We start from the raw sequence: 23,415 nt of genomic DNA, 5'->3' as shown, positions 1-23,415 counted from the left end.
GAGCATTTTGATCGGACTCGCGCCCGAGCTGATTTTTAACACCGTATAACCAAGCGCAGACACTTTTCGGGCAGTGCCTAGGACAGCCAGCGGGCCGTGCCGTCCAGCATCACCCGCTGCTGCTCGAGCTCGCGCAGGTGAGCGTCCCAGTAGCCGGCATCCGCCAGCCATGGAAACGCCTGCGGAAAGGCCGGATCCTCCCAGCGCGCCACCAGCCAGGCGCTGTGGCGCATCAGCCGCAGCGCACGCAGCGGCTCCACCAGCGCCAGCTCGCCACGATCGAAGTCGCGATGCTGCTCATAGCCCTCGATCACCTCGGAGAGCTGCATCTGGCGCTCGCCCTCGTCCTCGGCGGTGAGCAGCATCCACAGGTCCTGCACCGCCGGCGCCATCAGGCAGTCGTCGAAGTCCACCAGCGCGAAGTGCTCGTCGCGGCCCAGCATGTTGCCCAGGTGGCAATCGCCCTGGACCCGCAGCTCTCGTGCCGGCCAGTCCCGGGTGCCGAGCGCCTCGATCAGGCCCCGGCTGATGCGCTCGTAGGCCGGGCGCTGATGATCCGTCAGCCAGCAGCTAGCCAGCACCGTCTCGGCGGCCTCCTCGGCCATCGCCCGCGGCGCCAGCTGGCGACGATGCACGAAGGCCCGGCGCTCGCCCACCACATGCACGGCGCCGATGGTCTCGCCGAGGGCGAACAGGTGCTCGGGATTGTCCAGCTCCGGCGCCTGGCCGGGCAGATGGGGAAACAGCGCGAAGCGGAAGTCGTCGTGGCGGTGCAGGCTCGCCCCCGCGTCATCGCGCCAGGGGGCGGCCACCGTCACACCGGCCGCCTCGAGCTCGGCCAGGAAGTCGTGCTCCTCCTGGATCTGGGCGTCGGTCCAGCGGCCCGGGCGATAGAACTTGACCACCCAGCGGCGACGCTCGTCGTCATGCACCAGGTAGACCCGGTTCTCGTAGCTGTTGAGCGCGAAGGGCTCGCCCGGCAGCCAGAAGCCCAGGGACTCCACCGCCGCCACGACCCGGGCGGGCTCGAGGCGAGCAAAGGGATGAATCGCATCGGTCATGGGCGTTCTCGTCGCAGGCAAAACGCCATGGTAACAAAGCCGCCCGGCCTGCCGCGCCGGCGGCCTGGAAATCGTCCCCGCGCCTGCCCTATGCTGGTGCATTCATCGGCACGGTGCCCGATGCACTTCACGGACATCCCGGCCGGAGACACGCCATGGAACTGCTCACCTGGATCACCTACCTCGGCGTGATCGTCGCCCTGATCATCTTCCCCGGCCCGGTGGCGCTGCTCTGCACCAGCCACGGCCTGCGCTTCGGCCGCCGCCGCGCCACGGCCACCGTGTGCGGCGGCACCCTGGCCTCGCTGGCGCTGATGGTGCTGTCGTCGCTGGGCCTCGGTGCCATCCTGGCCGCCTCGGAGACCGCCTTCCACGTGCTGAAGCTCCTCGGCGGCGCCTATCTCGTGATCCTCGGCCTTCAGGCCTGGCGCCGCGCCGGCGACGACTCGCCGCTGGACGTCCCGGACGCCGCCGCGGCGCCCCCATCCGCGAACACCTCCAGCCTCCGCCTGTTCCGCCAGGGCTTTCTGGTCGGCATCAGCAATCCCAAGGATCTGCTGTTCTTCGCCGCCCTGTTCCCCAACTTCATCGACGTGGGTGAGCCCCAGCTGGTGCAGTTTGCCATCCTCGCCGCCACCTGGGCGGTGATCGACCTCAGCCTGATGTGGCTCTACGCCGCCATGGGCTCGGGCCTCGGCCAGTGGTTCCGCCATCCCGGCCGGGCCAGGGGCTTTCATCGCGCCACCGGCGGCCTGTTCATGGCCGCGGGCGGCTCGCTGATCGCCACGTCGCATTGATCCCGCTTCCTTCCTCCCGCGAGAGGCCTGCCGCCGTGTATCGACTGCATATCGCCAACAAGAACTACTCGTCCTGGTCGCTGCGCCCCTGGCTGCTGATGAGCGAGATGGCCATTCCCTTCGAGGAACGGCTGACGCCCTTCGTCGCCGACGCGAACTGGGCCTCGTTTCGCGCCTTCTCGCCCACCGGCCAGGTGCCCTGCCTGATCGACGGCGAGCTCGCCGTCTGGGACTCCCTCGCCATCGTCGAGTATCTGGCCGAACGCCATCCGGGCGTGTGGCCGACGTCGGCCAACGCCCGCGCCTGGGCGAGATCGGCCTGCGCCGAGATGCACTCCGGCTTCCGGGCGCTGCGAGACGAATGCCCCATGAACTGCGGGCTGCGCGTGCGGGTCACGACGCCTTCCGAGCCGCTGAGGCACGACCTGGCGCGTCTGGAAGAGCTCTGGACGCAAGGACTGGAGACGTTCAGCGGCTCCTTCCTGGCCGGAGAAACATTCACCGCAGTGGACGCCTTCTTCGCCCCGGTCGCCTTTCGCGTGCAAGGCTTCGACCTGCCCCTCGGCGCGGCCGCCCGCGGCTACGTCGAGCGGTTGCTGGCCCTGCCCGGCATGCAGGCCTGGTACCGGGCCGCCCTCGCCGAGCCCTGGCGCGACCAACCCCACGAGCGCAAGACCCTGGCCGCCGGCGAGCGGCTGGTCGACCACCGTGACGCCTCCACGGCCTGATCCCCCGGCAAGGCCGCTAGGCGCTGCCGTGGCCCGGCGGCGTCCTGGCAATCGCCCAGGCCTCGACCTCCTCGGCGCCCGCCCGGCGACAGGCCCGGGCCAGGGCGTCGAGGGTGGCGCCGGTGGTCATGACGTCATCGAGCAGCGCCACCCGAGGCGGCAGCGCCTGCGGCATCTCAAAGGCCCCGCGCAGGTTGCCCCGCCGCCCTCGCCGGCCGAGGCCCCGCTGGCTCGGCGTATCCTTCGTCCGCCGGGCCAGGATGAGCGGCACCTCGAGCCTCGCCGCCAGCCGTTCGGCCAGCCAGCGACCCTGATCGAAACCGCGCTCCCGGGCGCGTCGCGGATGCAGCGGCACGGCGATCAGCGCCTGGGGCGGCGCGATGCCGGCCTGGCCTTTTTTCACCCCCTCTTTCATCCCCTCTTCCAGCCCCTCCTCCAGTAACGTCAGCAGCAGCGTGCCGGCCCGCGGCGAGGCATGGAACTTGAAGCGCTGCATCAGCCCCGCCACCTCGCCCTCGTAGCGCAGCGGCACTCGGGCGCGAAGGTAGGCCGGCGGCCGACGCAGGCAGTGGCCACAGGGTCGTGGGATGACGCTGGCCGGGAGCGGCTCGGCGCAGACCGGGCAGGCCGCGCGATTCCAGGGCAGCGCCGCGTGGCAGTCGGCGCACCAGGGGCGGCCGGGCTCGCAGGCCGCCAGGCAGAAGGCGCAGCGGCCCGGCAACGCGCGGCGCAGCCAGTCGTCAACCTCATGACGCCACAAGGTTGACATACCGACCTGCCTACGTACCCTATCGGTCAACTCACGAACCCGTGCCCAGTTGACCATAAGCGAGCCCCTCATGCCTGCCCAGCCCCACGACAACGCCCCGGTTGATCTGACCCTAGCCAGTCGTCCGGACCTTCGCCACGACTGGTCCCTCGAGGAGATCGAGGCGCTGTTCGCGCTGCCCTTCAACGACCTGATGTTCCGCGCCCAGCAGGTCCACCGCGCGCACTTCGATGCCAACGCCGTGCAGGTCTCCACCCTGCTGTCGATCAAGACCGGCGCCTGCCCGGAGGACTGCAAGTACTGCCCGCAGTCCGGCCACTACAACACCGGGCTCGGCAAGGAGAAGCTGCTCGAGATCGAGAAGGTGGTGAACCAGGCCAAGGCCGCCAAGGAGGCCGGCGCCAGCCGCTTCTGCATGGGCGCCGCCTGGCGCAGCCCGCGCGAGAAGGATCTCGAGGTGGTCATGGAGATGGTCAGCCAGGTCAAGGCGCTGGGGCTCGAGACCTGCATGACCCTGGGCATGGTCGACGTCGATCAGGCCAAGCGCCTGTCCGAGGCCGGGCTCGACTACTACAACCACAACCTCGATACCTCGCCGGACTACTACGGCGAGATCATCACCACCCGCACCTACGCCGACCGCCTGGATACCCTGGCCAACGTGCGCGAGGCGGGCATGAAGGTCTGCTCCGGCGGCATCCTGGGCATGGGCGAGGCGCCGCGCGACCGCGCCGCCCTGCTCCAGCAGCTGGTGCGCCTGGAGCCGCATCCCGAGTCGGTGCCGATCAACATGCTGGTCAAGGTGCCGGGCACCCCGATGGAGCACGCCGAGGACCTGGACCCGCTGGAGTTCATCCGCGCCATCGCCGTGGCCCGCATCCTGATGCCGAAGAGCCACGTGCGCCTGTCCGCCGGCCGCGAGCAGATGGACGAGTCCACCCAGGCCATGGCCTTCCTGGCCGGTGCCAACTCGATCTTCTACGGCGACACCCTGCTGACCACCGGCAACCCCCAGGTGGAGCGCGACCGGGCGCTGTTCGACAAGCTCGGCTTGCACCCGGAGCAGCGCGAGACCTGCGCCGACGACGAGAAGACCGAGGCCGCCCTGGAAGCCGCCATGCGCGAGCGCCAGGACGACGCCCTGTTCTACGACGCCACCGGAGCCTGACCCCATGGCCGAGACCTGGTCGCGTCGCCTGGCCGAGCGGGCCGAGACCCGCCGCGCCGAGGGGCTGTGGCGCGCCCGGCCCACCGTGGGGCCGGAAGACGGCCGGCTCGACTTCGCCGGCAACGACTATCTCGGCCTGGCCCGCGACCCGCGCCTCGCCGAGGCCCAGGCCGAGGGCACGCGGCGCTTCGGCGCCGGCGGCCGGGCCTCGCACCTGGTGTGCGGCCACCAGCAGATTCACGAGGCGCTGGAGCAGCGCCTCGCCGCGCTCACCGGCCGCCCGAGGGCGCTGCTGTTCTCCACCGGCTACATGGCCAACCTGGGCGTGCTGCAGGCGCTGTGCGATCGCCATACGCCGGTCTTCCAGGATCGTCTCAACCACGCCTCGCTGATCGACGGCGCCCGACTCGCCGGCGCACCCTCGCGCCGCTTCCACCACCGCGACCTCGACGACCTCGAACGCCTGCTCGCCCGAGCCCCGAGCGAGGCCCCGGCGCTGGTGGTCAGCGACGGCGTGTTCAGCATGGACGGCGACGTGGCCGACGTGGCGGGGCTCGCCGCCACCGCCCGCCGTCACGACGCATGGCTGATGATCGACGACGCCCACGGCCTCGGCGTGCTCGGTGAGGTGGGCGACGGCTGCGCCGGCCGGACCCACGACGTCGACGAGGTGCCGGTGCTGGTCGGCACCCTGGGCAAGGCACTCGGCAGCGCCGGCGCCTTCGTGGCCGGCGAGGAGGCGCTGATCGAGCATCTCGTGCAGTTCGCTCGACCCTACGTCTACACCACCGCCCAGCCGCCCGGGGTGGCGGCAGCGACCCTGGCCGCCCTCGACGTGCTGGAGGCCGAACCCGAGCGGCGCGCCCGGCTGCATGAACGCATCGCGCGCTTCCGCCGCGAGGCCGCCACCCTCGGCCTCGAACTGGACGAATCGACCACGCCGATCCAACCGCTGCGCCTCGGCGACAGCGCGCGCACGCTGCGCTGGGCCGCCCGGCTCGGCGACGCCGGCCTTCGGGTCGGCGCCATCCGCGCCCCGACGGTGCCGAAAGGCGAGGCGCGACTGCGCATCACGCTCTCCGCCGCCCACGACGACCACGCCCTGGACGCCCTGCTCGACGGGCTGGCCGCCTGCCAGCGGGAGGAGGCCGCATGAGCGAATCGGCAGATAACAAGCTGGTGCTGCTCTCCGGCTGGGGCTGCGACGCCCGCCTGTGGCAGGCGCTCGACGGCCACTGGCCGAACGGGCTTACGATCACCACGCCGGACTGGCCGGGCTACGGCGAACGCGACGCCCTCGACGACCCCGCCTCGCTGGACGCCCTGGCCGAGACCATGGCCAACGAGCTGCCGAGCGACGCCGTCTGGGTCGGCTGGTCGCTGGGCGGCCTGCTGGCCGGCGCCCTGCTCGACCACTTGCCGGCACCCCGCGCCCTGGTGCTGCTCGGCATGGGCGAGCGCTTCCCGCACCCCGAGGGCGTCAGCCGCGCCGCCCTGGCCCAGTTTCGCAAGGCCTTCCGCCGTGATCCGACGGGCACCCACGCCCACTTCCTGCGCTGGCAGCTCGGCGGCGAGCCGTCGCCCCGGGCCGCCCATCGCCGGCTGCGCGCCCTGCTCGGCGATGACGCCAGCGCCGACACCGCGACCCTGGCTACGGGGCTCGCCCAGCTAGCCGAACTCGACAACGCCGAGCGCCTCGCCTCGCCACCCTGCCTGGTGCATCGGCTGGCGGGCGAGGCCGACCCGCTGCTGGCTCCGGCAGAGCGCCAGCGGGCCGACCTGCGACTGCCCGAGGCCGGCCACTGCCCGCTGATCAGCCAGCCGGCACGGCTCGCCCGCGCGCTGGCCGCCATCGCCGAGGCGCCCGGGCGAACGACGCTTTCCGAGGCCAGGGCAGAGGCGCCCTTGGAACCCACGCCATGACCGCCCAGCCGAGTCACGCCATCGACATTCACACGGATCCAAGGGACCGCGACTGGCGCGCCCGGGTCGCCCACGCCTTCTCGCGGGCCGCGCCGCACTATCGCGAGCGCGCCCGGGCCCAGCAGGCCATGGCCGAGCGGCTGCTCGAACGGCTGCCCGAACGCGCCGGCGCCGTGCTGGATCTTGGCTGCGGCCCCGGCGACCTCGCCGCCGAACTGGCCAAGCGCTTCGCTGCCGACGCCACCATCCACGGCCTCGACCTGGCGCCGGGCATGCTCACCGAGGCCCGCCGCCGCCACGGCGAGACCATCGGCTGGCTGTGCGCCGACGCCGCCGACCTGCCGCTGCCCGACGGCGGCCTCGATCTCGTCGTCTCCAATCTGGCGATCCAGTGGTGCTCCGATCTGGACGCCGTGCTGGCCGAGGTTCGCCGGGTGCTGCGCCCCGGCGGGCGAGCGCTGATCAACACCCTGGCGCCGGGCACGCTTTCCGAGGTCGGCCAGGCCTGGCAGCGCCCCGCCGCGCTGCTCGGCTTCCATGACGCCGCCCGGCACCGCCGCGCCGCCCACGCGGCCGGCTTCCGCGGCGTCGAGGTCACGGAACGCATCGAGCGCTTCCACTATCCCGACCTCGCCGCGGTGATGACCTCGATCAAGGGTGTGGGCGCCCAGGTGGCCCGCGACGGCGCCCGGCTCTCGCGCGCCGACGTGGCCCGCGCCGCCCGCCGCTTCGAGGCGCTTCGCAACGAGGACGGCCTGCCCGTCTCCTACCACCTTCTGACGCTCGACCTGGAACGCTGAGATGACCGCCTATTTCGTGACCGGCACCGACACCGACGCCGGCAAGACCCTCGTCGCCAGCGGCCTGCTGGCCCAGGCCCGCCGCCGCGGCCTGACCACCCTGGGACTCAAGCCCGTGGCCTCCGGCTGCGAGTCGACCGCCGAGGGGCTGCGCAACATCGATGCCCTGACCCTGCAGGCCCGGAGCGAGCCGGCCACGCCCTACGCCGTCATCAACCCCTACACCTATGCGCCGCCCATCGCGCCTCACCTGGCCGCCCGACAGGTCGGCGAGACGCCGACCGTCGACGCCCTGGCCGACCACGTTGCCGCGCCGCTGGCCGAGGCGCGCGGGCTGACGCTGATCGAGGGCGCCGGCGGCTGGCGCGTGCCGCTCAACGACGAGGAAGACCTCGCCGGCCTGGCGCTGCGCCTCGAACTGCCGGTAATCCTGGTCGTGGGGCTCAAGCTCGGCTGCCTGAACCATGCCCGCCTCACCGCCGAGGCGATCCGCGCCGACGGCCTGCGTGTGGCCGGCTGGGTGGGCAACCTGATCGACCCCGACTTCTCTGCCGACGACGCCTGCTATCGCGATAACCTGGCCACTCTCGAGCGCACCCTGAACGCTCCCTGCCTCGGCATCGTGCCGCGCCTGGACGCCGACACCCCGGACGCCCGCGCCATAGCGGCCGCCGATCACCTGGACTTGCCCGACGACGATTGACTTGCCGCAAGGCGTCCGTAAAATGTGCACGCCTGCCTGACCCGTGCGGATGTGGTGGAATTGGTAGACACGCCAGATTTAGGTTCTGGTGCCTTCGGGCGTGGGAGTTCAAGTCTCCCCATCCGCACCATTCTGATTTGCCTCACTGACTCGACATCGCGACGACCTCTCCTCGAGGCACCCGATTACCCCCTGTGACCAGATTGTGACTTAGCTTCGACAATCCTATTGCCGTTTCCTCTCGATCTTTCTGGCCTCCTATCAATAGGCGTTAAGCCGCTCGATTTTGTCGATAAGCCGTGCGGCCAGCTCATGCTTGCCCAAACCGGCGTGCAACTCGCGGTGGCAATTCGGGCACAAGCCTATGGCGTTTTCCACGATATCGGGACCACCATCCGCCAAGCGTTTGAGATGATGCACCTCCAAGAAGAGGCTGCCATCCTCCCGAGTAAAAGGCGCAGGTGAATCGCAGCATTCACAGACGCCATCGGCCTGAGTCAGCACACATGCCACCACGTCGGGGTCGCGCTCATAGACCGTTGCACTGACTGATATCTTACCCGGCGACTGTCGCCCCGCCGGCGGCGTCAAAGCGTTATCGCGATACAGACTTCGACGCTCGTTGACCTCGGTCGCGAAGGTGGCAGAAGACGAGGGCTGTTGCCCTTCTACCTCGGCGATTAAGGCTTCCAATCGGGCAACGATCTTAACGCCAACGTTGCCCGCCGGCTTCAGCCCTTTGACCCAGGCACGCCCCTGCAGTGCGTAGACATACGAGATATTTTGAGCCCGATATTCGAAAGCCTTGGCCGTCCTGCCGAAGCGTTTCTCCAGCGCCCTATAATAGCGGGCCTTGATCACCCCCTCGCCCCGGCGCTGCTTATCCAACATCTCGACATAAACCTCGACGGAAGCTTTGAGCTCCTCATCGCTCCATGGCGTCGACATCCCGCATTCCTTATCGGTAATGGAACAAGGCCATAGAATAAGAGATAACTAATGTTGAGTACCAACGCTCGCATGTCACGTCATCCTGCCTCACACGCTACTCAACGCATGAGCAGGCACGCTTGAACACAGGAGAAGGATCGCTGCCCGACGTCACGAACAGAGTATCTGGATATTCCCCCAACTGTCAGCGATCTCCTATACCGCACGCATCGCCCAGCACCTAGCCTAAGGATGCATAAGGAGGAAAACGGAGAGGACAGGCCCGTGTCGGAGATCACCATGATGCCCATGCCCCGCGGCAGCTGGGCGATGATTTGCCCCTGCGGCGCCACCGAGATTCGCGCCCCGCAGGGGCCGCGCTGGGCCAGCTTCAGGCTGCGGCGAATCGATGCCTACCACTACCGCGTCACCTGCCTGGCCTGCGGTCACGCCACCGAGCATAGCGTCAGCCCCCGCGTCGCCGGGGCCAGCTACGGCGAGGCGCGCTGATCCCAGTCGGCCGATCCGGCTCGCACATCCTCTCTCCCTCGCTTTTGACCGCCAGCTTTCCACTCCAGGCCTCGCGTACCGCAGGCGCCACGCGCCCGTCCACCGGGCTTGCACGCCGCCACAGTCAACGCCTTCATAACCACAAGGTTTACATGTAAGGTATGCGCCATCCGGCCGCCGGTGCCTCTCGTGCATCGGCGGCGCCGTTCACGCATGCCCTGGAGGCCCGATGACATCCCCCGTCTGGCACCCCTATTCCCATCTCAAGACCCAGACCCCGTCACCCAAGGTGGTCGGCGGCGACGGCCCGCGCTTCACCCTGGACACCGGCGAGTCGCTGCTCGATGCCACCTGCTCCTGGTGGTGCATGATCCACGGCTATCGCCATCCGCGGCTGGTCGAGGCCATCCAGCGCCAGGCCGACGAGCTGTGCCACGTGATGCTGGGCGGGCTGACCCATGAGCCGGCCGACCGCCTGGCCCGCGAGCTGGTGCGCGTCACGCCGGAAGGGCTGAACCACGTGTTCTTCTCGGACAGCGGCTCGGTGGGCATGGAAGTGGCCATGAAGATGGCCGTGCAGTACCAGTACCTGCGCGGTAGGCCGGCCAAGCACCGCATGCTGACGCTGATGAAGGCCTACCACGGGGACACCGCCGGCTGCATGGCGGTGTGCGATCCCGAGGAAGGCATGCACTCGCTGTTCGCGGGCTTCCTGCCGCAGCACCACTTCGCCCCCGCGCCCACCGCCGGCTTCGACGCCAGCCGCGACGAGGTGCAGGCCGATCTCGACGCCCTGCGCGGCGTGCTGGAGGCCCATCACGAGGAGATCGGCGCGCTGCTGATGGAGCCACTGCTGCAGGCGGCCGGCGGGCTCAACATGACCTCGCCCCACTATCTGCGCGGCGCCCGCGAGCTGTGCGACGAGTTCGACGTGCTGCTGATCTTCGACGAGGTGGCCACCGGCTTCGGCCGCACAGGCAAGATGTTCGCCGCCAATCACGCCGACGTGACGCCGGACATCATGGTGCTGTCCAAGGGCCTGACCGGCGGCTATCTGGGCCACGCCGCGACGCTGGCTACCGACCGCGTCCACGATGCCTTCATCGGCGACAGCGAGCTGCATGCCTTCATGCACGGCCCGACCTTCATGGGCAACCCGCTGGCCTGCCGCGTCGCGCTGGAGAGCCTGGCGGTGTTCGAGGAGGACGACTACCTGGGCCGCATCGAGGCGCTGAACGGCGTGCTGCGCGAGGAGCTGGTGGACGACGAGGCGCTGCGCGCCCACCCGGACGTGGCCGACGTACGTGCGCTCGGCGCCACCGCGGTGATCGAGGTCCACGACGCCGACTCGCTCAAGGGCGCGGCCGACTTCGCCCGCACCCAGAGCGTGTGGCTGCGCGCCTTCGGCCGCTGGCTGTACACCATGCCCGCCTACATCACCCCCCACGACGACATGCGCCGCATCACCGGCGCCATGAAAGGCTGGTTCCTGTCCCGGGAACGCTAACGCGTCCCGCTCGCCCTCGGGCTGGCACTCGCCGCGGCGGCGTGTCAGCCTTGGGCAAACCTTCAGGGATGATGAGCGCCATGAGCCTGAGCAAGACCCGCACCAGCTTCTATCGCCGCCTCTACGTGGCCCACTTAATCGCCACCGGCACCGCCAGCGTGCCGGCGATCATGGAGGCCACAGGCATGCCCCGACGCACCGCCCAGGACACCATCGCCGCCCTGGCCGAGCTCGACATCCACTGCGAGTTCGAGCCCGAACCCGGCCAGCGCCACAACATCGGCCACTACGTCATCCGCGACTGGGGCCCCATCGCCCCCGACTGGGTGACCAGCCACGCCGAGATGCTGCGCCAGGCCCTCGGCTATCCTCCGCGCGACCTGGCCCGCGGATCGCGCGCCGATGCGCCCGGCACGGCGTGACGCCTCGCCAGGCCGGACGACGTTTGTTAGGGTGCTATCAGGTAACGGAACACACGCGACCCAACGCCAGGAGGCTTCCATGCAGATCGATCTGACCGGCAAGACCGCCATCGTCACCGGCTCCACCGGGGGCATCGGCTTCGCCATCGCCGAGGGGCTCGCCGACTGCGGCGCCAGCGTGGTGCTCAACGGCCGCAAGCAGGCCGCCGTCGACGAGGCGCTGACGCGCCTGCGCCAGCAGGTGCCGAACGCCGACGCCCGCGGCGTGGCGGCGGACCTGGGCACCGCCGAGGGCTGCGACGCCCTGCTGGCCGCCGAGCCCACCACCGACATCCTGGTCAACAACGTCGGCATCTTCGGCCCCCAGGACTTCTTCGAGACGCCGGACGACGAGTGGCAGCGTTTCTTCGACGTCAACGTGATGTCCGGGGTGCGCCTGTCGCGGGCCTACTCGGGCGACATGGTCGAGCGCGGCTGGGGCCGCATCCTGTTCCTGTCCTCGGAGTCGGCGCTGAACATCCCCGACGACATGATCCACTACGGCGTCACCAAGACCGCCTACCTGTCGCTGTCCCGCGGCCTGGCCAAGCGCCTGGCCGGCACCGGCGTCACGGTCAACGCCGTGCTGCCGGGGCCGACGCTGTCCGAGGGCGTGCAGGAGATGCTCGCCGAGCAGCAGAAGCAAAGCGGCAAGTCGATGGAGGAAACCGCCAGGGAATTCGTGATGGCCCAGCGCCCGAGCTCGATCATCCAGCGCGCGGCCACCGTCGAGGAGGTCGCCAACATGGTCGTCTATGCCGCCTCGCCGCAGGCCTCGGCCACCAGCGGCGCGGCCCTGCGCGTCGACGGTGGCGTGGTCGACACTATCGCCTGAGGCCACCGCACCACGTCGACAAAAAACGCCCCCAGGCCAGCGCCTGGGGGCGTTTTGCTGTTCACGGTGATACCCCCACTCACTGCATGCGAATGCCGCCGTCCAGGCGGATCACCTCGCCGTTGAGCATCGGATTGGTGATGATCTGCTCGGCCAGGCGGGCGTACTCGTCGGGCCGGCCCAGCCGCTTGGGGAACGGCACCGCCGCCGAGAGCGCCTCCACGGCGGCCTCGGGCAGGTCTTCCATCATCGGCGTCTCGAACACCCCCGGGGCGATGGCCATGACCCGGATGCCGTGGCGCGAGAGCTCACGGGCCGCCGGCAGGCTCATGCCCACCACCCCGGCCTTGGAGGCGCTGTAGGCGCACTGCCCCACCTGGCCGTCGAAGGCCGCCACCGAGGCGGTATTGACGATCACCCCGCGCTCGCCGTCCTCGCCCGGAGCGTTGGCCGCCATGGCCGCCGCCGCCAGGCGCATCACGTTGAAGGTGCCGACCAGGTTGATCTGCTGGGTGCGCGCATAGTCGTCGAGGTCGGCCGGATTCCCTTCGCGGTCGAGCAGCTTGGCCACGCTGACCACGCCGGCGCAGTGCACCACCCCGGCCAGGCCCCGCTCGCCGCCGTGGGCCACGGCGGCGTCCACCGCGGCCCGAATGTCGTCGGCCGAGGTCACGTCGCCGCGCACGGCGACGGCCGCCGCACCGAGCCGCTCGGCCAGGGCCTCGACGCCCTCGCTCAGGTCGCACAGCGTCACGCGGCCGCCCGCCGCCACCAGCCGTTCGGCGGTGGCCGCGCCCAGCCCGGAGGCGGCGCCGGTGATCAGAAAGGCGTTGTCCTTCACTTGCATGGTCATGTCTCCACGGTCAGGGGGCGACCGCCGCCTTGTCGGCGGCGTCCGCGCGCAGCTTGAAGCGCTGGATCTTGCCGCTGGGGGTCTTGGGCAGGGCGTCGACGAACTCGATCGCCCGCGGGAAGGCGTGGGTCGAGAGCCGCTCGCGCACCCGCTGGCGAATCTCCTCGGCCAGGGACTCGCTGGGCTCGTGATCGTCGCGCAGCACCACGTAGGCGCGGATGATCTCGCCGCGCAGTTCGTCGGGCTGGCCGACGGCGGCGGACTCGGCCACCGCCGGGTGCGTCAGCACGGAGTTCTCCACGTCGGTGGGGCCGACGCGATAGCCCGAGGTGGTGATGATGTCGTCGTTGCGCCCGGCGAACTGGAAGGTGCCGTCCTCGTGGCCGACCACCACGTCGCCCGTCAGGTAATAGCCGTCGATGAAGGGATCCTTCTCCTGCCAGGTGTAGCCGGCGAAGAAGTGCGCCGGCGAGCGGGCGATATCCACCGCCAGCACCCCGGGCTCGCCCGGCGGCAGCTCGCGGCCCTCGGCGTCGAGGATCGCCAGCCGGTAGCCGGGCAGCGGCGCGCCCATGCCGCCGACGGGCCGGGGATGGCCGAGCACATGGTGATTGCAGCAGGTCATGCCGGTCTCGGTCTGGCCGTAGTGATCCATCACCGGGCAGCCCAGCGTGCGCTCCACCCAGTCCACCACCTCGGTGTTGAGCGGCTCCCCCGCCGAGCTGGCGCGCCGCAGCGCGAGGCACTCGCCGGCCCCGTCGAACAGCCCCGAGGCCTTCATCAGCCGGTAGGCGGTGGGCGCGGCGGCGAAGTTGGTGATGCCATGGCGCTGCAGGAAGTCTCGCGCCACCTCGGCGCCGAAGCCCGCCTCGCAGAAGTGGGTGGTCGCGCCCAGCAGCAGCGGCCCGGTAATGGCGTAGTAGAGCCCGTAGGCCCAGCCCGGGTCGGCCATGTTCCAGAAGCGGTCGTCGCGCTCGAGGCCCACGGCCAGCTCCATGTAGAGCGCGAAGGCCGGCAGCGCCGAGAGCGGCACGGCCACGCCCTTTGGCTTGCCCACCGTGCCGGAGGTGAACATCTGCAGGAAGGGTGCGTCCGGCGCCTGACGCAGGGGCGGCGTGGCGATGGGCGCGTGATCGAGGGCGGCCGCCCAGTCATGGTCGTCGCCGTAGGCGGCATCGGGGCCACCCACGGCGAGCACCGGCGGGCATTCGGCCAGGCCATCGAACTTGGCCCGGTTGGCGGGATCGGTGATGACCAGCCGCGTCTCGGCGCGCTCGAGGCGATAGCCGACCGAGTCCGGCCCGAAGGCGGTGAACAGCGGCTGGTAGACCGCACCGATGCGCCAGGCGGCGAGCACCGCGATCAGCAGCGCCGGCGTACGCGGCAGCATCCCGGCGATGCGATCGCCTTCGCCCAGGCCCTGGTCGGCGAACCAGCCGGCCAGGCTCTCGCTGGCCGCCGCCAGCTCGGCGTAGCTCAGGGTGGTGACGCGGCCGCCGCCATCCTCGTGCACCAGCGCCGTCGTCTCCCCGCGCCCCTGGCGCAGGTGGCGGCCGCAGCAGGCCTCGAAGGCGTTGAGGCGGCCGTCGGCATGGTCGTCGAGCCGGGCGCTCACGGCATCGACGGAGAAGGTCTCGAGATAGGCGGCGAGAGAGGTGGCAAGATCGGAAAGCGTCGCGGGCGTGCTCATGGAAAGCCTCCGTGCCGGGCGCCCGGGGATCGAACCCGGAACGCCCGCTGATTGTTGTTGTGCGTCGGCGGGTCGCGGGCTGGCGCGCCGCTCTAATTCCGTTAACGTAAACGTCAATATGTCGCCGTGCCCGACTCAAGCTAGAGGTTTCCGCCGGGCGGGGCAAGAAGCGTGAGAGACTCAAGCGCTAGACCATGGTCGAGCCCGTACCGCCGCGGGTCCTGGCTCGAGTCTTAGCCTCGGGGCGCCATCAGCATGGCCACCAGCTCGCGGCCCAGTTCCTCGGGGGAGCGCTCGCCCTCGGGGTCGTACCAGCGCACCGTCCAGTTCAGCGCGCCCATCACGAAGCGCGAGACCAGAAAGCGGTCGCCATGAATCAGCCCGGCGGCCAGGGCCTCGTCGATGACCGTCTCCCACAGCGCCTCGTAGGCATCGCGCAGGTGGCCGAGATGGGCACGGGCGTCGTCGTCCAGGCGGCGCCATTCGTAGAGCGCCACGACGTGGGCATTGCGGTCGGTGAGCAGGGTCTCCAGGTGAGCGCGGGCCATGGCCTGCAACCTCGCTTCCGAATCGCGGTCGCATGACTCGAGGGCCGCATGGGCGATCGCCAGGGCGTTGCGGGTGCCCTCCTCGATCACCGCGGCCAGGATCTCCTGCTTGTCGCGGAAGTGGTGGAAGAGGCTCCCCGACTTGATGCCCATCTCCTCGGCCAGCATGCGCACCGTGGTCCGGTCGAAGCCCTCCTGCACGAACAGCTGGGCGGCCTGACGGGTGAGCTCCTTGCGGCGCGGAGAGTCATTCATTACATTCATCGACATTCACACTAGCGCTTGCTTGGTTAGCTCGAGAGAACCATAGCCCCTTCGGCGGGTCAACGCGCCCGCCGCCCTCCCTCATAACAATCCCTATCGGGAGCCACGCCATGAGTGATTCACGCGAGATCGTCTTCCTTTCCGCCGCCCGCACGCCGATGGGCGGCCTGCTGGGCGGCCTCGCCCGACTGAGCGCCCCGGAGCTCGCCGCCACCGCCATCAAGGCGGCCGTCGAGCGCGCCGGCATCGACGCCGACGCCATCGACGAGGGCTTCATGGGCTGCGTGCTGCCCGCCGGCGTCAAGCAGGGCCCGGCCCGCCAGGCCATGCGCCAGGCCGGCATTCCGGACGCGGTCGGCGCCACCACCGTCAACAAGCTGTGCGGCTCGGGCATGAAGGCCACCATGCTGGCCCATGACCTGATCCGCGCCGGCTCCGGCGAGCTGATGCTGGCCGGCGGCATGGAGTCGATGTCCAACGCGCCCCATGTGCTGCCCAAGGCGCGCTCGGGCTACCGGCTGGGCCACGGCGAGCTGAAGGATCACATGTTCCTCGACGGCCTGGAGGACGCCGAGACCGGCCAGCTGATGGGCGGCTTCGCCCAGCAGATCGCCGACGCCCGCGGCTATTCCCGCGAGCGCCTGGACGATTTCGCCATCGCCTCTCTGGAGCGCGCCATGGAGGCCACCAACGCCGGCCACCTGGCCGCGGAAATGGCGCCGGTCACGATCGCCAGCCGCCACGGCGAGAGCGTGGTCGAGCACGACGAGCAGCCGTTCCAGGCCAGACTCGACAAGATCCGCGCGCTGCGACCGGCCTTTACCAAGGACGGCACCATCACCGCGGCCAACTCGAGCTCGATCTCCGACGGCGCCTCGGCGCTGATCCTGGCAAGCCAGGAGGCCGCGAGCCGCCTGGGCGCACGCCCGATCGCCCGCATGCTCGGCCACAGCACTCACTCGCAACATCCCAGCGAGTTCACCCTGGCCCCGGTGGGCGCCATCGACACGCTGATGAAGCGGCTCGGCTGGGGCGTGGACGACGTCGACCTGTTCGAGATCAACGAGGCCTTCGCCGTGGTCACCCTGATCGCCATGGACGACCTCGGCTTGCCCCACGAGAAGGTCAACGTCTTCGGCGGCGCCTGCGCCCAGGGCCACCCCATCGGCTCCACCGGCTCGCGGATCATCGCCACCCTGATTCACGCCCTGCGCACCACCGGCGGCCGGCGCGGCATCGCCAGCCTGTGCATCGGCGGCGGCGAGGCCACCGCCGTCGCCGTGGAACTGATCGACTGACGCTTCCCGCCTGCAGCCATATGCGCCCGCCTCCATGGCGGGCGTTTTCATTGGCGTGGCGCCGAAAGCCGCTCCAGCCGCAGCCGCTCGCGGCCGTCGAACAGCCGGCGGCTGGCCAGCGCCACCGCGGCCAGAGTGCCGAAGCCGGAGCCCAGGGTGATGGCGAACATGATCAGGATCTGATACTTGACCGCCAGGGCCGGCGCGGTGCCGGCCAGGATCTGGCCGGTCATCATGCCCGGCAGGCTGACCACGCCAGCGGCGGCCATGGCGTTGATCACCGGCATCAGGCCGCTGCGCATGGCCTCGCGACGCAGGTCGCCGATCGCCTCGTGCCAGGGCTGGCCGAGCATCAGCCGGTTCTCGATCACCGCGCGCTGCCGCCAGGCGCCGTCGGTCAGCCGGTCCAGCGCCAGGGCCACGCCGGTCATGGTGTTGCCGAGCATCATGCCCAACAGCGGGATGGCATACTGGGGGCGATACCAGGGCTCGGGGCCGATGATCACCGTCAGGCTGAGCACGGCGACGCTGAACGACGACAGGAACATCGCCAGGGTGCCGATTCCGAAGCCCCAGCCGCCGGTCAGCCGGCGCGTCTGGCGCGCCACCACCTCGCGCCCGGCAATCAGCAGCATGCCGAGCGCCATCAGCGCCACCCAGTGGAAGCGCACCGAGGCGAACAGCGCCTCCAGCACCAGGCCGACCAGGGTCAGCTGGATGGCGGTGCGGGCCGCGGCGATCAGCAGGCTGCGCCCCACGCCCAGCCGGGCGGCCATGGTGCAGCCGGCCAGCGCCACCACCAGCAGCGCCGCCAGCGCCAGCTGCCACCAGCCGAGCTCGATCACGCCCATGTCGCGTCTCCCGCCGTCGTCAGCCGCCCCGCCTCGAGCCTGAGATGCCGGTCGGCGACCCGGGCGATCTGGGCGGCGTCGTGGGCCACCCAGATCGTCGGCCAGCCGGCCTCGCGGATGCGCGGCAGCAGCCAGCGCTCGACCCGCTGCGCGGTCTCGGCGTCCAGGTTGGCCGTGGGTTCGTCCAGCAGCAGCGCCGAAGGCGAAGGCGTCAGGGCCCGCAGCAGCGCCAGGCGCTGCTTCTCGCCGGAGGACAGCCGACTGACCGTCCAGTCGAGCGCGGCGGCGTCGAAGCCCAGCGCCGCGAGCCCCTCCTCTGCGCCGCCCTGTGCAAAGTGCTCGCCCACGCGCTCGGCCCACCACTGGCTCTCCGCCGGCACCAGCCGCACCCGGCGCCGCCACGCGTGGCCCGGCACGGCCGTGCGGGCGAGATCGCCCAGCCGGACCTCGCCGCCCTCAAGGGGGTCGAGATCGGCCACCGCTCTCAGCAACCGGCTCTTGCCGCAGCCGCTGGGCCCGGAGAGACACACGACCTCGCCCGGCTCCACGCTCAGTGTGACGCCCTCGAGGTCGCCGACGGCGAGGCCCTCGAGGCGCAATGCTTCCCTGGCAGGCAATATCGTTCTCCCTCGATGGATGATCCGAGTGGGCCCGATCATAGCAGCGGGCCGCGCCCTTTCACCGCGTATGAAGCAGCGCATTCATCATATATGGATTTTCATATATATTGGCGAGCAACCCCATCCTTCCGGTTCGCGACAAGGAGCCCCCATGACCGCACAGCCCGATACGTCCTCCAAGGATGCCGCTACCGGCATGGGCCGCTTCGAACGCTTCCTCTCGGTGTGGGTGGCGCTGGCCATCGTCGCCGGTGTGCTGCTCGGCCAGCTCGCCCCGGCGGTGCCCGAGACCCTGGCCCGCTTCGAGGTAGCACAGGTGTCGATCCCGGTGGCGGTGCTGATCTGGGCGATGATCTTCCCGATGATGGCGCAGATCGACTTCTCCGCCGTGCTCGGCGTGCGCCGTCAGCCCAGGGGGCTGGTCATCACCACCACGGTGAACTGGCTGATCAAGCCCTTCACCATGTTCGCCATCGCCTGGCTGTTTTTGATGGTGATCTTCCGGCCGTGGATTCCCGAGGCGCTGGCCCAGCAGTACCTGGCCGGCGCCATCCTGCTCGGCGCCGCGCCCTGCACCGCCATGGTCTTCGTCTGGAGCACCCTGACCCGGGGCGATGCCGCCTACACCCTGGTGCAGGTGTCGCTGAACGACCTGATCATGCTGTTCGCCTTCGCCCCGATCGTGGTGCTGCTGCTCGGCGTCTCCGACATCGCGGTGCCCTGGGACACCGTGGCGCTGTCGGTGGTGCTCTATATCGTGATCCCGCTGGCCGCCGGCGTCCTGACCCGGCGCACCCTGATCGCGCGCCGCGGCGCCGCCTGGTACGACGACGTCTTCCTCAAGCGCATCGCGCCGGTGACGCCGATCGGCCTCATCGTCACCCTGGTGCTGCTGTTCGCCTTCCAGGGCGAGGTCATCCTCACCGCACCGCTGCATATCGCGCTGATCGCCGTGCCGCTGATCGTCCAGACCTTCCTGATCTTCTTCCTGGCCTACGGCTGGGCCAAGGTCTGGAAGGTGCCGCACTGCGTGGCCGCGCCCGGGGCCATGATCGGCGCCAGCAACTTCTTCGAGCTGGCGGTGGCCGCCGCCATCGCGCTGTTCGGGCTGCAGTCCGGCGCGGCGCTGGCCACGGTGGTGGGCGTGCTGGTCGAGGTGCCGGTGATGCTGGCCCTAGTGCGCATCGCCAACGCCACCCGCGAGCGCTTCCCCGCCGCATGAGTCGCCATCCGCTGGTCGTCATCGTCCTCGCCCAGCTGTTCGGCACCTCGCTGTGGTTCAGCGTCAACGGCGTGGGGCTGTCGCTGGCCGCCGATCTCGGGCTCACCGACGCCGATCTGGGCCGGCTGACGCTGGCCGTGCAGGCGGGTTTCATCCTCGGCGCCCTGGGCCTCGCCGCCAGCGGGCTCACCGACCGCTTCCGCGCCAGCCACCTGTTCGCCGCGGCGAGCCTGGCCGGGGCGCTGGTCAACGCCGGCTTCGTGCTGGCCGCGCCCGAGCCGGCGCTCGCCCTGCTGCTGCGCTTCGCCACCGGCCTCTGCCTGGCCGGCATCTATCCGCTGGGCATGAAGCTGGTGATCGGCTGGACGCCCAGGCACACCGGCGCGGCGCTGGCCTGGCTGGTGGGCATGCTGACGCTGGGCACCGCCCTGCCCCACCTGCTGCGCGGCGCCACCCTGGGCCTGCCCTGGCAGTGGCCGCTGCTCGGCGCCTCGGGACTGGCGCTGGCCGGCGGCGCCCTGGTGCTGGCCCTGGGCGACGGCCCACACCTGCCGCCGCCCGGCGGCCGGGCGCGGCTGCGCGAGGGGCTGGCGGCGCTGCGCGACGCCCGCTTCCGGGCCGTGGCCGGCGGCTACTTCGGGCACTGTTGGGAGCTCTACGCGGTGTGGACCCTGACGCCCTTCCTGGTCGGCCGCGAGATCGCACGGCTGTCGGCGTCGCCGGCGCTGATTCCGTGGCTCGCCTTCGGCGTGATCGCGCTGGGTACGGTGGGCTGCGTGCTGGGCGGCCGGTTGAGCCGGCGCCTGGGCAGCCTGCCGGTGGCCCGCGGCGCACTCGTCGCCTCGGGGCTGATCTGCCTCGGCTATCCCCTGCTGGCGGAGGCGTCGCCGTGGCTGCTGCTCACGCTGCTGGGCGTCTGGGGGCTGACCGTGATCGCCGACTCGCCGCAGTTCTCGGCCCTGGCCGCCGCCAACGCGCCCAGGGCGCATGTGGGCTCGACCCTGGCGGTGATGAACGCCATCGGCTTCAGCCTGACGCTGCCCGGCATCTGGCTGACCACCGCGCTGTGGCAATCCCAGGGGCCCTGGGCGGTGTGGTGGCTGCTGCCGGGCCCGGCATTGGGGCTCTGGGCCCTGCGCCGGAGCTCGCCGCGCGACGAGCCCGCTTGAACGACGCTCCCCTGACGAACGTCGTCTAGCAGCACGCCTGGCGCCGCTCGGGTCCCTCGCCTAGTGCCTCGAGCCGCGCCGCCAGGGTATCGAGGCGCTGGGCCTCACCCTCGTCGGCCGCGGCCAGAGTCGCGGTGATCCACTCGGGCAGCTCGGAGGCAATGGCGTAGTGGATCCACTGACCCTCGCGACGGCCGACCAGCAGCCCCACGCGACGCAGTTGTGCCAGGTGCCGCGAGATCTTGGGCTGGGAGAGTTGCAGCACGCCGGTCAGTTCGCAGACGCAGAGCTCGCCCTGGCGGCGGATCAGCAGCATCAGCATCAGACGGGTGTCGTCGGCCAGGCTCTTGAAGACCTGCACGGGGGCGAAGGTGGTCACGGTGTCGTCTCCTCGGGGCATGGCAGCATGATACCTCGCCGGCCGTCAGGCTTCGCGCGGCAGCGCCAGCGCCAGCAGCGCGCTGGCGGCCACCAGTGCCGCCGAGACCCACAGGCAGGCGGCCAGCCCCTGGACCTGATAGAGCCAGCCCGAGAGCAGCGTGCCGGCGAGCCGGCCCATGGCGTTGGCCATGTAGTAGACGCCCACGTCCATGGAGACGCCGTCGGCCCGGGCGAAGCGCACGATCAGATAGCTGTGCCAGCTGGAGTTGACCGCGAACAGCACGCCGAAGGCCAGCAGGCCCGCCACCAGCCAGCCCACCCGGGCCAGCGGCAGCATCGCCAGCAGCGCCGGCAGTCCGGCCAGCAGCAGCGCCAGCATCACGGTCACGCCCCGCGGGCTCGCCCCGAGCCGGGCGGTCAGCCGCGGCGCCTGGGTCTGCACCCCGCCATAGCCGATCACCCAGATCGCCAGCAGCCCACCCACCGTCCAGTGGCTCCAGCCGTGCTGGTCATAGAGGAACACCGGCAGCGCCACCACGAACCACACGTCCCGAGCGGCGAACAGGCACAGCCGGGCCGCCGACAGCACGTTGACCGCCCGCGACGACGAGAACACCTCGGTGAACTTCGGCTTGCGCTTGCCGCGCCCGAGGTCGGCCTTCAGGCGCCACAGCGAGAGCACCAGCACGCCCCCCAGCATGGCCGCCATCAGGCCGACCGCGCCGCGGAAGCCGATCAGCGTCAGCAGCAGCCCGCCGAGGAAGAAGCCGGCCCCCTTGAGGGCGTTCTTGGAGCCGGTCAGGATCGCCACCCAGCGGTAGAGGGCGCCCTGGGCACCGGCGTCTTCCTTCGGCACCAGCACCTTGACCGCGCTCTTGGCGCTCATCTTGTTGAGGTCCTTGGCGATCCCCGACAGCGCCTGGGCGGCCATCACCCAGGGCACGGTCAGCGCCGCGGCGGGCACCATCAGCATGGTCAGTGCCACGATCTGAAGACCGAGCCCGACGTTCATGGTGCGGTTCAGGCCCAGGCGCGCCCCCAGCCAGCCGCCCACCAGATTGGTGACCACACCGAATGCCTCGTAGAACAGGAACAGCAGCGCCACTTCCAGCGGCGAGTAGCCCAGCCGGTGGAAGTGCAGCACCACCAGCATGCGCAGGGCGCCATCGGTCAGGGTGAAGGCCCAGTAGTTGCCGGTGATCAGCAGGTACTGGCGCACCTCGAAGGGCAACGCCTTCAGACGGCCGGCGACGCTTCCGACCTCAGGCATCGGCCAGCGGCTCCCTGCCGCCCGACGCACGTCCCACCTTGAGGGCCAGCTCGACGGTGCGGTTGGCATAGCCCCACTCGTTGTCGTACCAGGCGTAGAGCTTCAGCTGGGTGCCGTTGACCACCATGGTGGAGGGCGCGTCGACGATGGCGCTGCGCGGGTCGGTGCGATAGTCGATGGAGACCAGCGGGCGCTCCTCATAGCCCAGGATGCCGGCCAGCGGGCCCTCCGCCGCGGCCTTGAGCGCCGCGTTGACCGCCTCCACCGTGGTCTCGCGCTCGAGCTCGAAGACCATGTCGGTCAGCGAGGCGTTGGCCAGCGGCACGCGCACGGCGTGGCCGTTCAGCCTGCCCTCGAGCGCGGGGAAGATGGCGGTGATGGCCCTGGCCGAGCCGGTAGTCGTCGGAATCAGGCTCATGCCGCAGGCCCGCGAGCGGCGCAGGTCCGGCTTTTGTGGAGAGCTAGGCGCATCCAGAATCGTCTGGGTGTTGGTGATGTCGTGCACCGTGGTCATCGAGCCGTGGCGGATGCCGAAGGTCTCGAGGATCACCTTGACCACCGGGGCCAGGCAGTTGGTGGTGCAGCTCGCGGCGGTGACGATGCGATGGCGGGCGGGGTCGAAGGCGTCGTCGTTGACGCCCATCACCACGTTGAGTACGCCCTCCTCCTTGACCGGCGCACTGACCACCACCCGGCCGACGCCCTGGTCCAGGTAGGCCTGGAGCCTGTCGGTGGTCTTCATGTGGCCGGAACACTCCAGGGCCACGTCGCAGCCGGACCAGTCGGCGGCGGCGATGGTGTCATGGCGGCTGAAGGCGATGCGCCGGCCGTCGATCACCAGGGCCTCGGCCTCGGCCTGGATGCCCTGCCCCGGCGACCAGTGGCCGTGCACCGAGTCGAATTCCAGCAGGTGGGCGAAGGTGGCGGCGTCGCCGCCCGGATCATTGAGGCGTGCGATGGCGACCTCGCCGGCCTCGACGCGCGGCCACAGGCTGCGCAGCGCGAGGCGGCCGATGCGGCCGAAGCCGTTGATGCCGATGGACAGGGTCATGAAAAC

At 70.4% G+C, this 23,415-nt stretch carries 25 protein-coding genes and 1 tRNA gene; 15 read left to right on the top strand and 11 right to left on the bottom strand.

Going from position 1 to position 23,415, the window contains the following annotated elements:
* Positions 1-77: 77 nt before the first annotated feature.
* Entirely contained in the window at positions 78-1,061 is a 984-nt protein-coding gene (locus tag QWG60_RS06780; protein ID WP_146907937.1) for a serine/threonine protein kinase, read from the bottom strand.
* A 155-nt stretch (positions 1,062-1,216) separates the two neighbouring features.
* On the opposite strand from QWG60_RS06780, the gene QWG60_RS06775 reads away from it, so the two are divergent.
* Both QWG60_RS06775 and QWG60_RS06770 read left to right on the top strand, forming a co-directional pair.
* Positions 1,217-1,858, top strand: coding sequence for a LysE family translocator (locus QWG60_RS06775; RefSeq protein WP_146907935.1), 642 nt, complete (start codon positions 1,217-1,219; stop codon positions 1,856-1,858).
* Positions 1,859-1,893: 35 nt separating this feature from the next.
* On the top strand, positions 1,894-2,586 hold the full coding sequence (locus QWG60_RS06770) for a glutathione S-transferase family protein (protein ID WP_146907932.1): 693 nt from the start codon (positions 1,894-1,896) through the stop codon (positions 2,584-2,586).
* A gap of 16 nt (positions 2,587-2,602) precedes the next feature.
* On the opposite strand, the gene QWG60_RS06765 is transcribed toward QWG60_RS06770, so the two are convergent.
* Positions 2,603-3,355, bottom strand: coding sequence for a ComF family protein (locus tag QWG60_RS06765; protein WP_237022309.1), 753 nt, complete (start codon positions 3,353-3,355; stop codon positions 2,603-2,605).
* Between the two features lie 70 nt (positions 3,356-3,425).
* Here QWG60_RS06765 and bioB point away from each other — a divergent pair, with 70 nt between their 5' ends.
* From bioB to QWG60_RS06735, 6 genes are all read left to right on the top strand, one after another.
* Positions 3,426-4,523: a biotin synthase BioB gene (gene bioB, locus QWG60_RS06760; RefSeq protein WP_181244341.1), complete on the top strand. Its 1,098-nt coding sequence runs from the start codon at positions 3,426-3,428 to the stop codon at positions 4,521-4,523.
* 4 nt (positions 4,524-4,527) lie between these two features.
* Positions 4,528-5,679 carry an 8-amino-7-oxononanoate synthase gene (gene bioF / locus QWG60_RS06755; RefSeq protein WP_146907930.1) on the top strand — a complete coding sequence of 384 codons (1,152 nt, stop codon included), beginning with the start codon at positions 4,528-4,530 and terminating at the stop codon, positions 5,677-5,679.
* Entirely contained in the window at positions 5,676-6,446 is a 771-nt protein-coding gene (locus QWG60_RS06750) for an alpha/beta fold hydrolase (RefSeq protein ID WP_146907928.1), read from the top strand. Before bioF ends, QWG60_RS06750 begins: the two co-directional genes overlap by 4 nt.
* Complete coding sequence (locus QWG60_RS06745; RefSeq protein ID WP_046080166.1) at positions 6,443-7,246, top strand: methyltransferase domain-containing protein; 804 nt, start codon at positions 6,443-6,445, stop codon at positions 7,244-7,246. Before QWG60_RS06750 ends, QWG60_RS06745 begins: the two co-directional genes overlap by 4 nt.
* Position 7,247: 1 nt before the next feature.
* The gene (gene bioD, locus QWG60_RS06740; RefSeq protein ID WP_146907926.1) at positions 7,248-7,949 is read left to right on the top strand and encodes a dethiobiotin synthase; all 702 of its coding nucleotides are present in this window, start codon (positions 7,248-7,250) and stop codon (positions 7,947-7,949) included.
* Positions 7,950-7,994: 45 nt separating this feature from the next.
* Positions 7,995-8,079, top strand: a tRNA-Leu gene (locus QWG60_RS06735).
* A 131-nt stretch (positions 8,080-8,210) separates the two neighbouring features.
* Here the strand turns inward: QWG60_RS06735 and QWG60_RS06730 are convergent.
* Positions 8,211-8,897 carry an HNH endonuclease gene (locus QWG60_RS06730; protein WP_146907924.1) on the bottom strand — a complete coding sequence of 229 codons (687 nt, stop codon included), beginning with the start codon at positions 8,895-8,897 and terminating at the stop codon, positions 8,211-8,213.
* 282 nt (positions 8,898-9,179) lie between these two features.
* On the opposite strand from QWG60_RS06730, the gene QWG60_RS06725 reads away from it, so the two are divergent.
* The 4 genes from QWG60_RS06725 (at position 9,180) to QWG60_RS06710 (ending at position 12,192) form a co-directional block, all read left to right on the top strand.
* Entirely contained in the window at positions 9,180-9,389 is a 210-nt protein-coding gene (locus QWG60_RS06725) for a hypothetical protein (protein ID WP_146142937.1), read from the top strand.
* Between the two features lie 229 nt (positions 9,390-9,618).
* Positions 9,619-10,896 (top strand): adenosylmethionine--8-amino-7-oxononanoate transaminase, encoded by a 1,278-nt coding sequence (bioA, locus tag QWG60_RS06720; protein WP_146907922.1) that lies wholly within the window; start codon positions 9,619-9,621, stop codon positions 10,894-10,896.
* Positions 10,897-10,976: 80 nt separating this feature from the next.
* Complete coding sequence (locus QWG60_RS06715; RefSeq protein ID WP_046080162.1) at positions 10,977-11,318, top strand: winged helix-turn-helix domain-containing protein; 342 nt, start codon at positions 10,977-10,979, stop codon at positions 11,316-11,318.
* Between the two features lie 79 nt (positions 11,319-11,397).
* On the top strand, positions 11,398-12,192 hold the full coding sequence (locus QWG60_RS06710) for an SDR family NAD(P)-dependent oxidoreductase (RefSeq protein WP_146907920.1): 795 nt from the start codon (positions 11,398-11,400) through the stop codon (positions 12,190-12,192).
* A 79-nt stretch (positions 12,193-12,271) separates the two neighbouring features.
* On the opposite strand, the gene QWG60_RS06705 is transcribed toward QWG60_RS06710, so the two are convergent.
* The 3 genes from QWG60_RS06705 to QWG60_RS06695 all read right to left on the bottom strand — a co-directional run bounded on the left by QWG60_RS06705 (position 12,272) and on the right by QWG60_RS06695 (position 15,538).
* Positions 12,272-13,039: an SDR family NAD(P)-dependent oxidoreductase gene (locus tag QWG60_RS06705; protein WP_107182132.1), complete on the bottom strand. Its 768-nt coding sequence runs from the start codon at positions 13,037-13,039 to the stop codon at positions 12,272-12,274.
* 16 nt (positions 13,040-13,055) lie between these two features.
* Complete coding sequence (locus QWG60_RS06700) at positions 13,056-14,735, bottom strand: AMP-binding protein (RefSeq protein ID WP_146907918.1); 1,680 nt, start codon at positions 14,733-14,735, stop codon at positions 13,056-13,058.
* 233 nt (positions 14,736-14,968) lie between these two features.
* Positions 14,969-15,538: a TetR/AcrR family transcriptional regulator gene (locus tag QWG60_RS06695; protein WP_046080159.1), complete on the bottom strand. Its 570-nt coding sequence runs from the start codon at positions 15,536-15,538 to the stop codon at positions 14,969-14,971.
* A gap of 119 nt (positions 15,539-15,657) precedes the next feature.
* On the opposite strand from QWG60_RS06695, the gene QWG60_RS06690 reads away from it, so the two are divergent.
* Complete coding sequence (locus QWG60_RS06690; protein ID WP_146907916.1) at positions 15,658-16,845, top strand: acetyl-CoA C-acyltransferase; 1,188 nt, start codon at positions 15,658-15,660, stop codon at positions 16,843-16,845.
* A gap of 47 nt (positions 16,846-16,892) precedes the next feature.
* On the opposite strand, the gene QWG60_RS06685 is transcribed toward QWG60_RS06690, so the two are convergent.
* Together QWG60_RS06685 and QWG60_RS06680 are read right to left on the bottom strand one after the other, a co-directional pair.
* A complete protein-coding gene (locus QWG60_RS06685) occupies positions 16,893-17,696 on the bottom strand; it encodes an ABC transporter permease (RefSeq protein WP_146907914.1) in 804 nt (267 codons plus the stop codon).
* Positions 17,687-18,313, bottom strand: a complete 627-nt coding sequence (locus tag QWG60_RS06680) for an ABC transporter ATP-binding protein (RefSeq protein WP_246124630.1) — start codon at positions 18,311-18,313, stop codon at positions 17,687-17,689. Before QWG60_RS06680 ends, QWG60_RS06685 begins: the two co-directional genes overlap by 10 nt.
* Before the next feature lie 154 nt (positions 18,314-18,467).
* Here QWG60_RS06680 and arsB point away from each other — a divergent pair, with 154 nt between their 5' ends.
* Together arsB and QWG60_RS06670 are read left to right on the top strand one after the other, a co-directional pair.
* Positions 18,468-19,538 carry an ACR3 family arsenite efflux transporter gene (arsB, locus tag QWG60_RS06675; protein WP_046080155.1) on the top strand — a complete coding sequence of 357 codons (1,071 nt, stop codon included), beginning with the start codon at positions 18,468-18,470 and terminating at the stop codon, positions 19,536-19,538.
* On the top strand, positions 19,535-20,707 hold the full coding sequence (locus QWG60_RS06670; RefSeq protein WP_146907910.1) for an MFS transporter: 1,173 nt from the start codon (positions 19,535-19,537) through the stop codon (positions 20,705-20,707). The genes arsB and QWG60_RS06670 overlap by 4 nt, the downstream gene beginning before the upstream one ends.
* Before the next feature lie 25 nt (positions 20,708-20,732).
* On the opposite strand, the gene QWG60_RS06665 is transcribed toward QWG60_RS06670, so the two are convergent.
* The 3 genes from QWG60_RS06665 to QWG60_RS06655 are packed head-to-tail and all read right to left on the bottom strand — an operon-like array spanning position 20,733 to position 23,409.
* Positions 20,733-21,086, bottom strand: coding sequence for a metalloregulator ArsR/SmtB family transcription factor (locus QWG60_RS06665; protein WP_237022311.1), 354 nt, complete (start codon positions 21,084-21,086; stop codon positions 20,733-20,735).
* A 45-nt stretch (positions 21,087-21,131) separates the two neighbouring features.
* Positions 21,132-22,358, bottom strand: coding sequence for an organoarsenical effux MFS transporter ArsJ (arsJ, locus tag QWG60_RS06660; RefSeq protein WP_146907908.1), 1,227 nt, complete (start codon positions 22,356-22,358; stop codon positions 21,132-21,134).
* Complete coding sequence (locus QWG60_RS06655; RefSeq protein ID WP_146907906.1) at positions 22,351-23,409, bottom strand: ArsJ-associated glyceraldehyde-3-phosphate dehydrogenase; 1,059 nt, start codon at positions 23,407-23,409, stop codon at positions 22,351-22,353. The genes arsJ and QWG60_RS06655 overlap by 8 nt, the downstream gene beginning before the upstream one ends.
* Between the last annotated feature and the right edge of the window lie 6 nt (positions 23,410-23,415).

Origin of the sequence: Halomonas halophila, from assembly GCF_030406665.1 — a bacterium.
Classification (GTDB): Bacteria; Pseudomonadota; Gammaproteobacteria; order Pseudomonadales; family Halomonadaceae; genus Halomonas; species Halomonas halophila.
Note: the sequence above shows the minus strand (reverse complement) of the source record. Positions and strands in the feature narration are given on the sequence as shown.

What these genes read in the sequence shown, in the direction of transcription:
- QWG60_RS06715 (WP_046080162.1), top strand. Translation starts at nt 10,977, where the DNA reads ATGAGCCTGAGCAAGACCCGCACCAGCTTCTATCGCCGCCTCTACGTG.
- QWG60_RS06685 (WP_146907914.1), bottom strand. Translation starts at nt 17,696, where the DNA reads ATGGGCGTGATCGAGCTCGGCTGGTGGCAGCTGGCGCTGGCGGCGCTG.
- QWG60_RS06750 (WP_146907928.1), top strand. Translation starts at nt 5,676, where the DNA reads ATGAGCGAATCGGCAGATAACAAGCTGGTGCTGCTCTCCGGCTGGGGC.
- QWG60_RS06730 (WP_146907924.1), bottom strand. Translation starts at nt 8,897, where the DNA reads ATGTCGACGCCATGGAGCGATGAGGAGCTCAAAGCTTCCGTCGAGGTT.
- QWG60_RS06710 (WP_146907920.1), top strand. Translation starts at nt 11,398, where the DNA reads ATGCAGATCGATCTGACCGGCAAGACCGCCATCGTCACCGGCTCCACC.
- bioA (WP_146907922.1), top strand. Translation starts at nt 9,619, where the DNA reads ATGACATCCCCCGTCTGGCACCCCTATTCCCATCTCAAGACCCAGACC.
- QWG60_RS06775 (WP_146907935.1), top strand. Translation starts at nt 1,217, where the DNA reads ATGGAACTGCTCACCTGGATCACCTACCTCGGCGTGATCGTCGCCCTG.
- QWG60_RS06670 (WP_146907910.1), top strand. Translation starts at nt 19,535, where the DNA reads ATGAGTCGCCATCCGCTGGTCGTCATCGTCCTCGCCCAGCTGTTCGGC.
- QWG60_RS06765 (WP_237022309.1), bottom strand. Translation starts at nt 3,355, where the DNA reads ATGTCAACCTTGTGGCGTCATGAGGTTGACGACTGGCTGCGCCGCGCG.
- QWG60_RS06745 (WP_046080166.1), top strand. Translation starts at nt 6,443, where the DNA reads ATGACCGCCCAGCCGAGTCACGCCATCGACATTCACACGGATCCAAGG.
- QWG60_RS06695 (WP_046080159.1), bottom strand. Translation starts at nt 15,538, where the DNA reads ATGAATGACTCTCCGCGCCGCAAGGAGCTCACCCGTCAGGCCGCCCAG.
- QWG60_RS06690 (WP_146907916.1), top strand. Translation starts at nt 15,658, where the DNA reads ATGAGTGATTCACGCGAGATCGTCTTCCTTTCCGCCGCCCGCACGCCG.
- QWG60_RS06705 (WP_107182132.1), bottom strand. Translation starts at nt 13,039, where the DNA reads ATGCAAGTGAAGGACAACGCCTTTCTGATCACCGGCGCCGCCTCCGGG.
- QWG60_RS06655 (WP_146907906.1), bottom strand. Translation starts at nt 23,409, where the DNA reads ATGACCCTGTCCATCGGCATCAACGGCTTCGGCCGCATCGGCCGCCTC.
- QWG60_RS06780 (WP_146907937.1), bottom strand. Translation starts at nt 1,061, where the DNA reads ATGACCGATGCGATTCATCCCTTTGCTCGCCTCGAGCCCGCCCGGGTC.
- bioF (WP_146907930.1), top strand. Translation starts at nt 4,528, where the DNA reads ATGGCCGAGACCTGGTCGCGTCGCCTGGCCGAGCGGGCCGAGACCCGC.
- bioD (WP_146907926.1), top strand. Translation starts at nt 7,248, where the DNA reads ATGACCGCCTATTTCGTGACCGGCACCGACACCGACGCCGGCAAGACC.
- QWG60_RS06725 (WP_146142937.1), top strand. Translation starts at nt 9,180, where the DNA reads ATGATGCCCATGCCCCGCGGCAGCTGGGCGATGATTTGCCCCTGCGGC.
- QWG60_RS06700 (WP_146907918.1), bottom strand. Translation starts at nt 14,735, where the DNA reads ATGAGCACGCCCGCGACGCTTTCCGATCTTGCCACCTCTCTCGCCGCC.
- arsJ (WP_146907908.1), bottom strand. Translation starts at nt 22,358, where the DNA reads ATGCCTGAGGTCGGAAGCGTCGCCGGCCGTCTGAAGGCGTTGCCCTTC.
- bioB (WP_181244341.1), top strand. Translation starts at nt 3,426, where the DNA reads ATGCCTGCCCAGCCCCACGACAACGCCCCGGTTGATCTGACCCTAGCC.
- arsB (WP_046080155.1), top strand. Translation starts at nt 18,468, where the DNA reads ATGACCGCACAGCCCGATACGTCCTCCAAGGATGCCGCTACCGGCATG.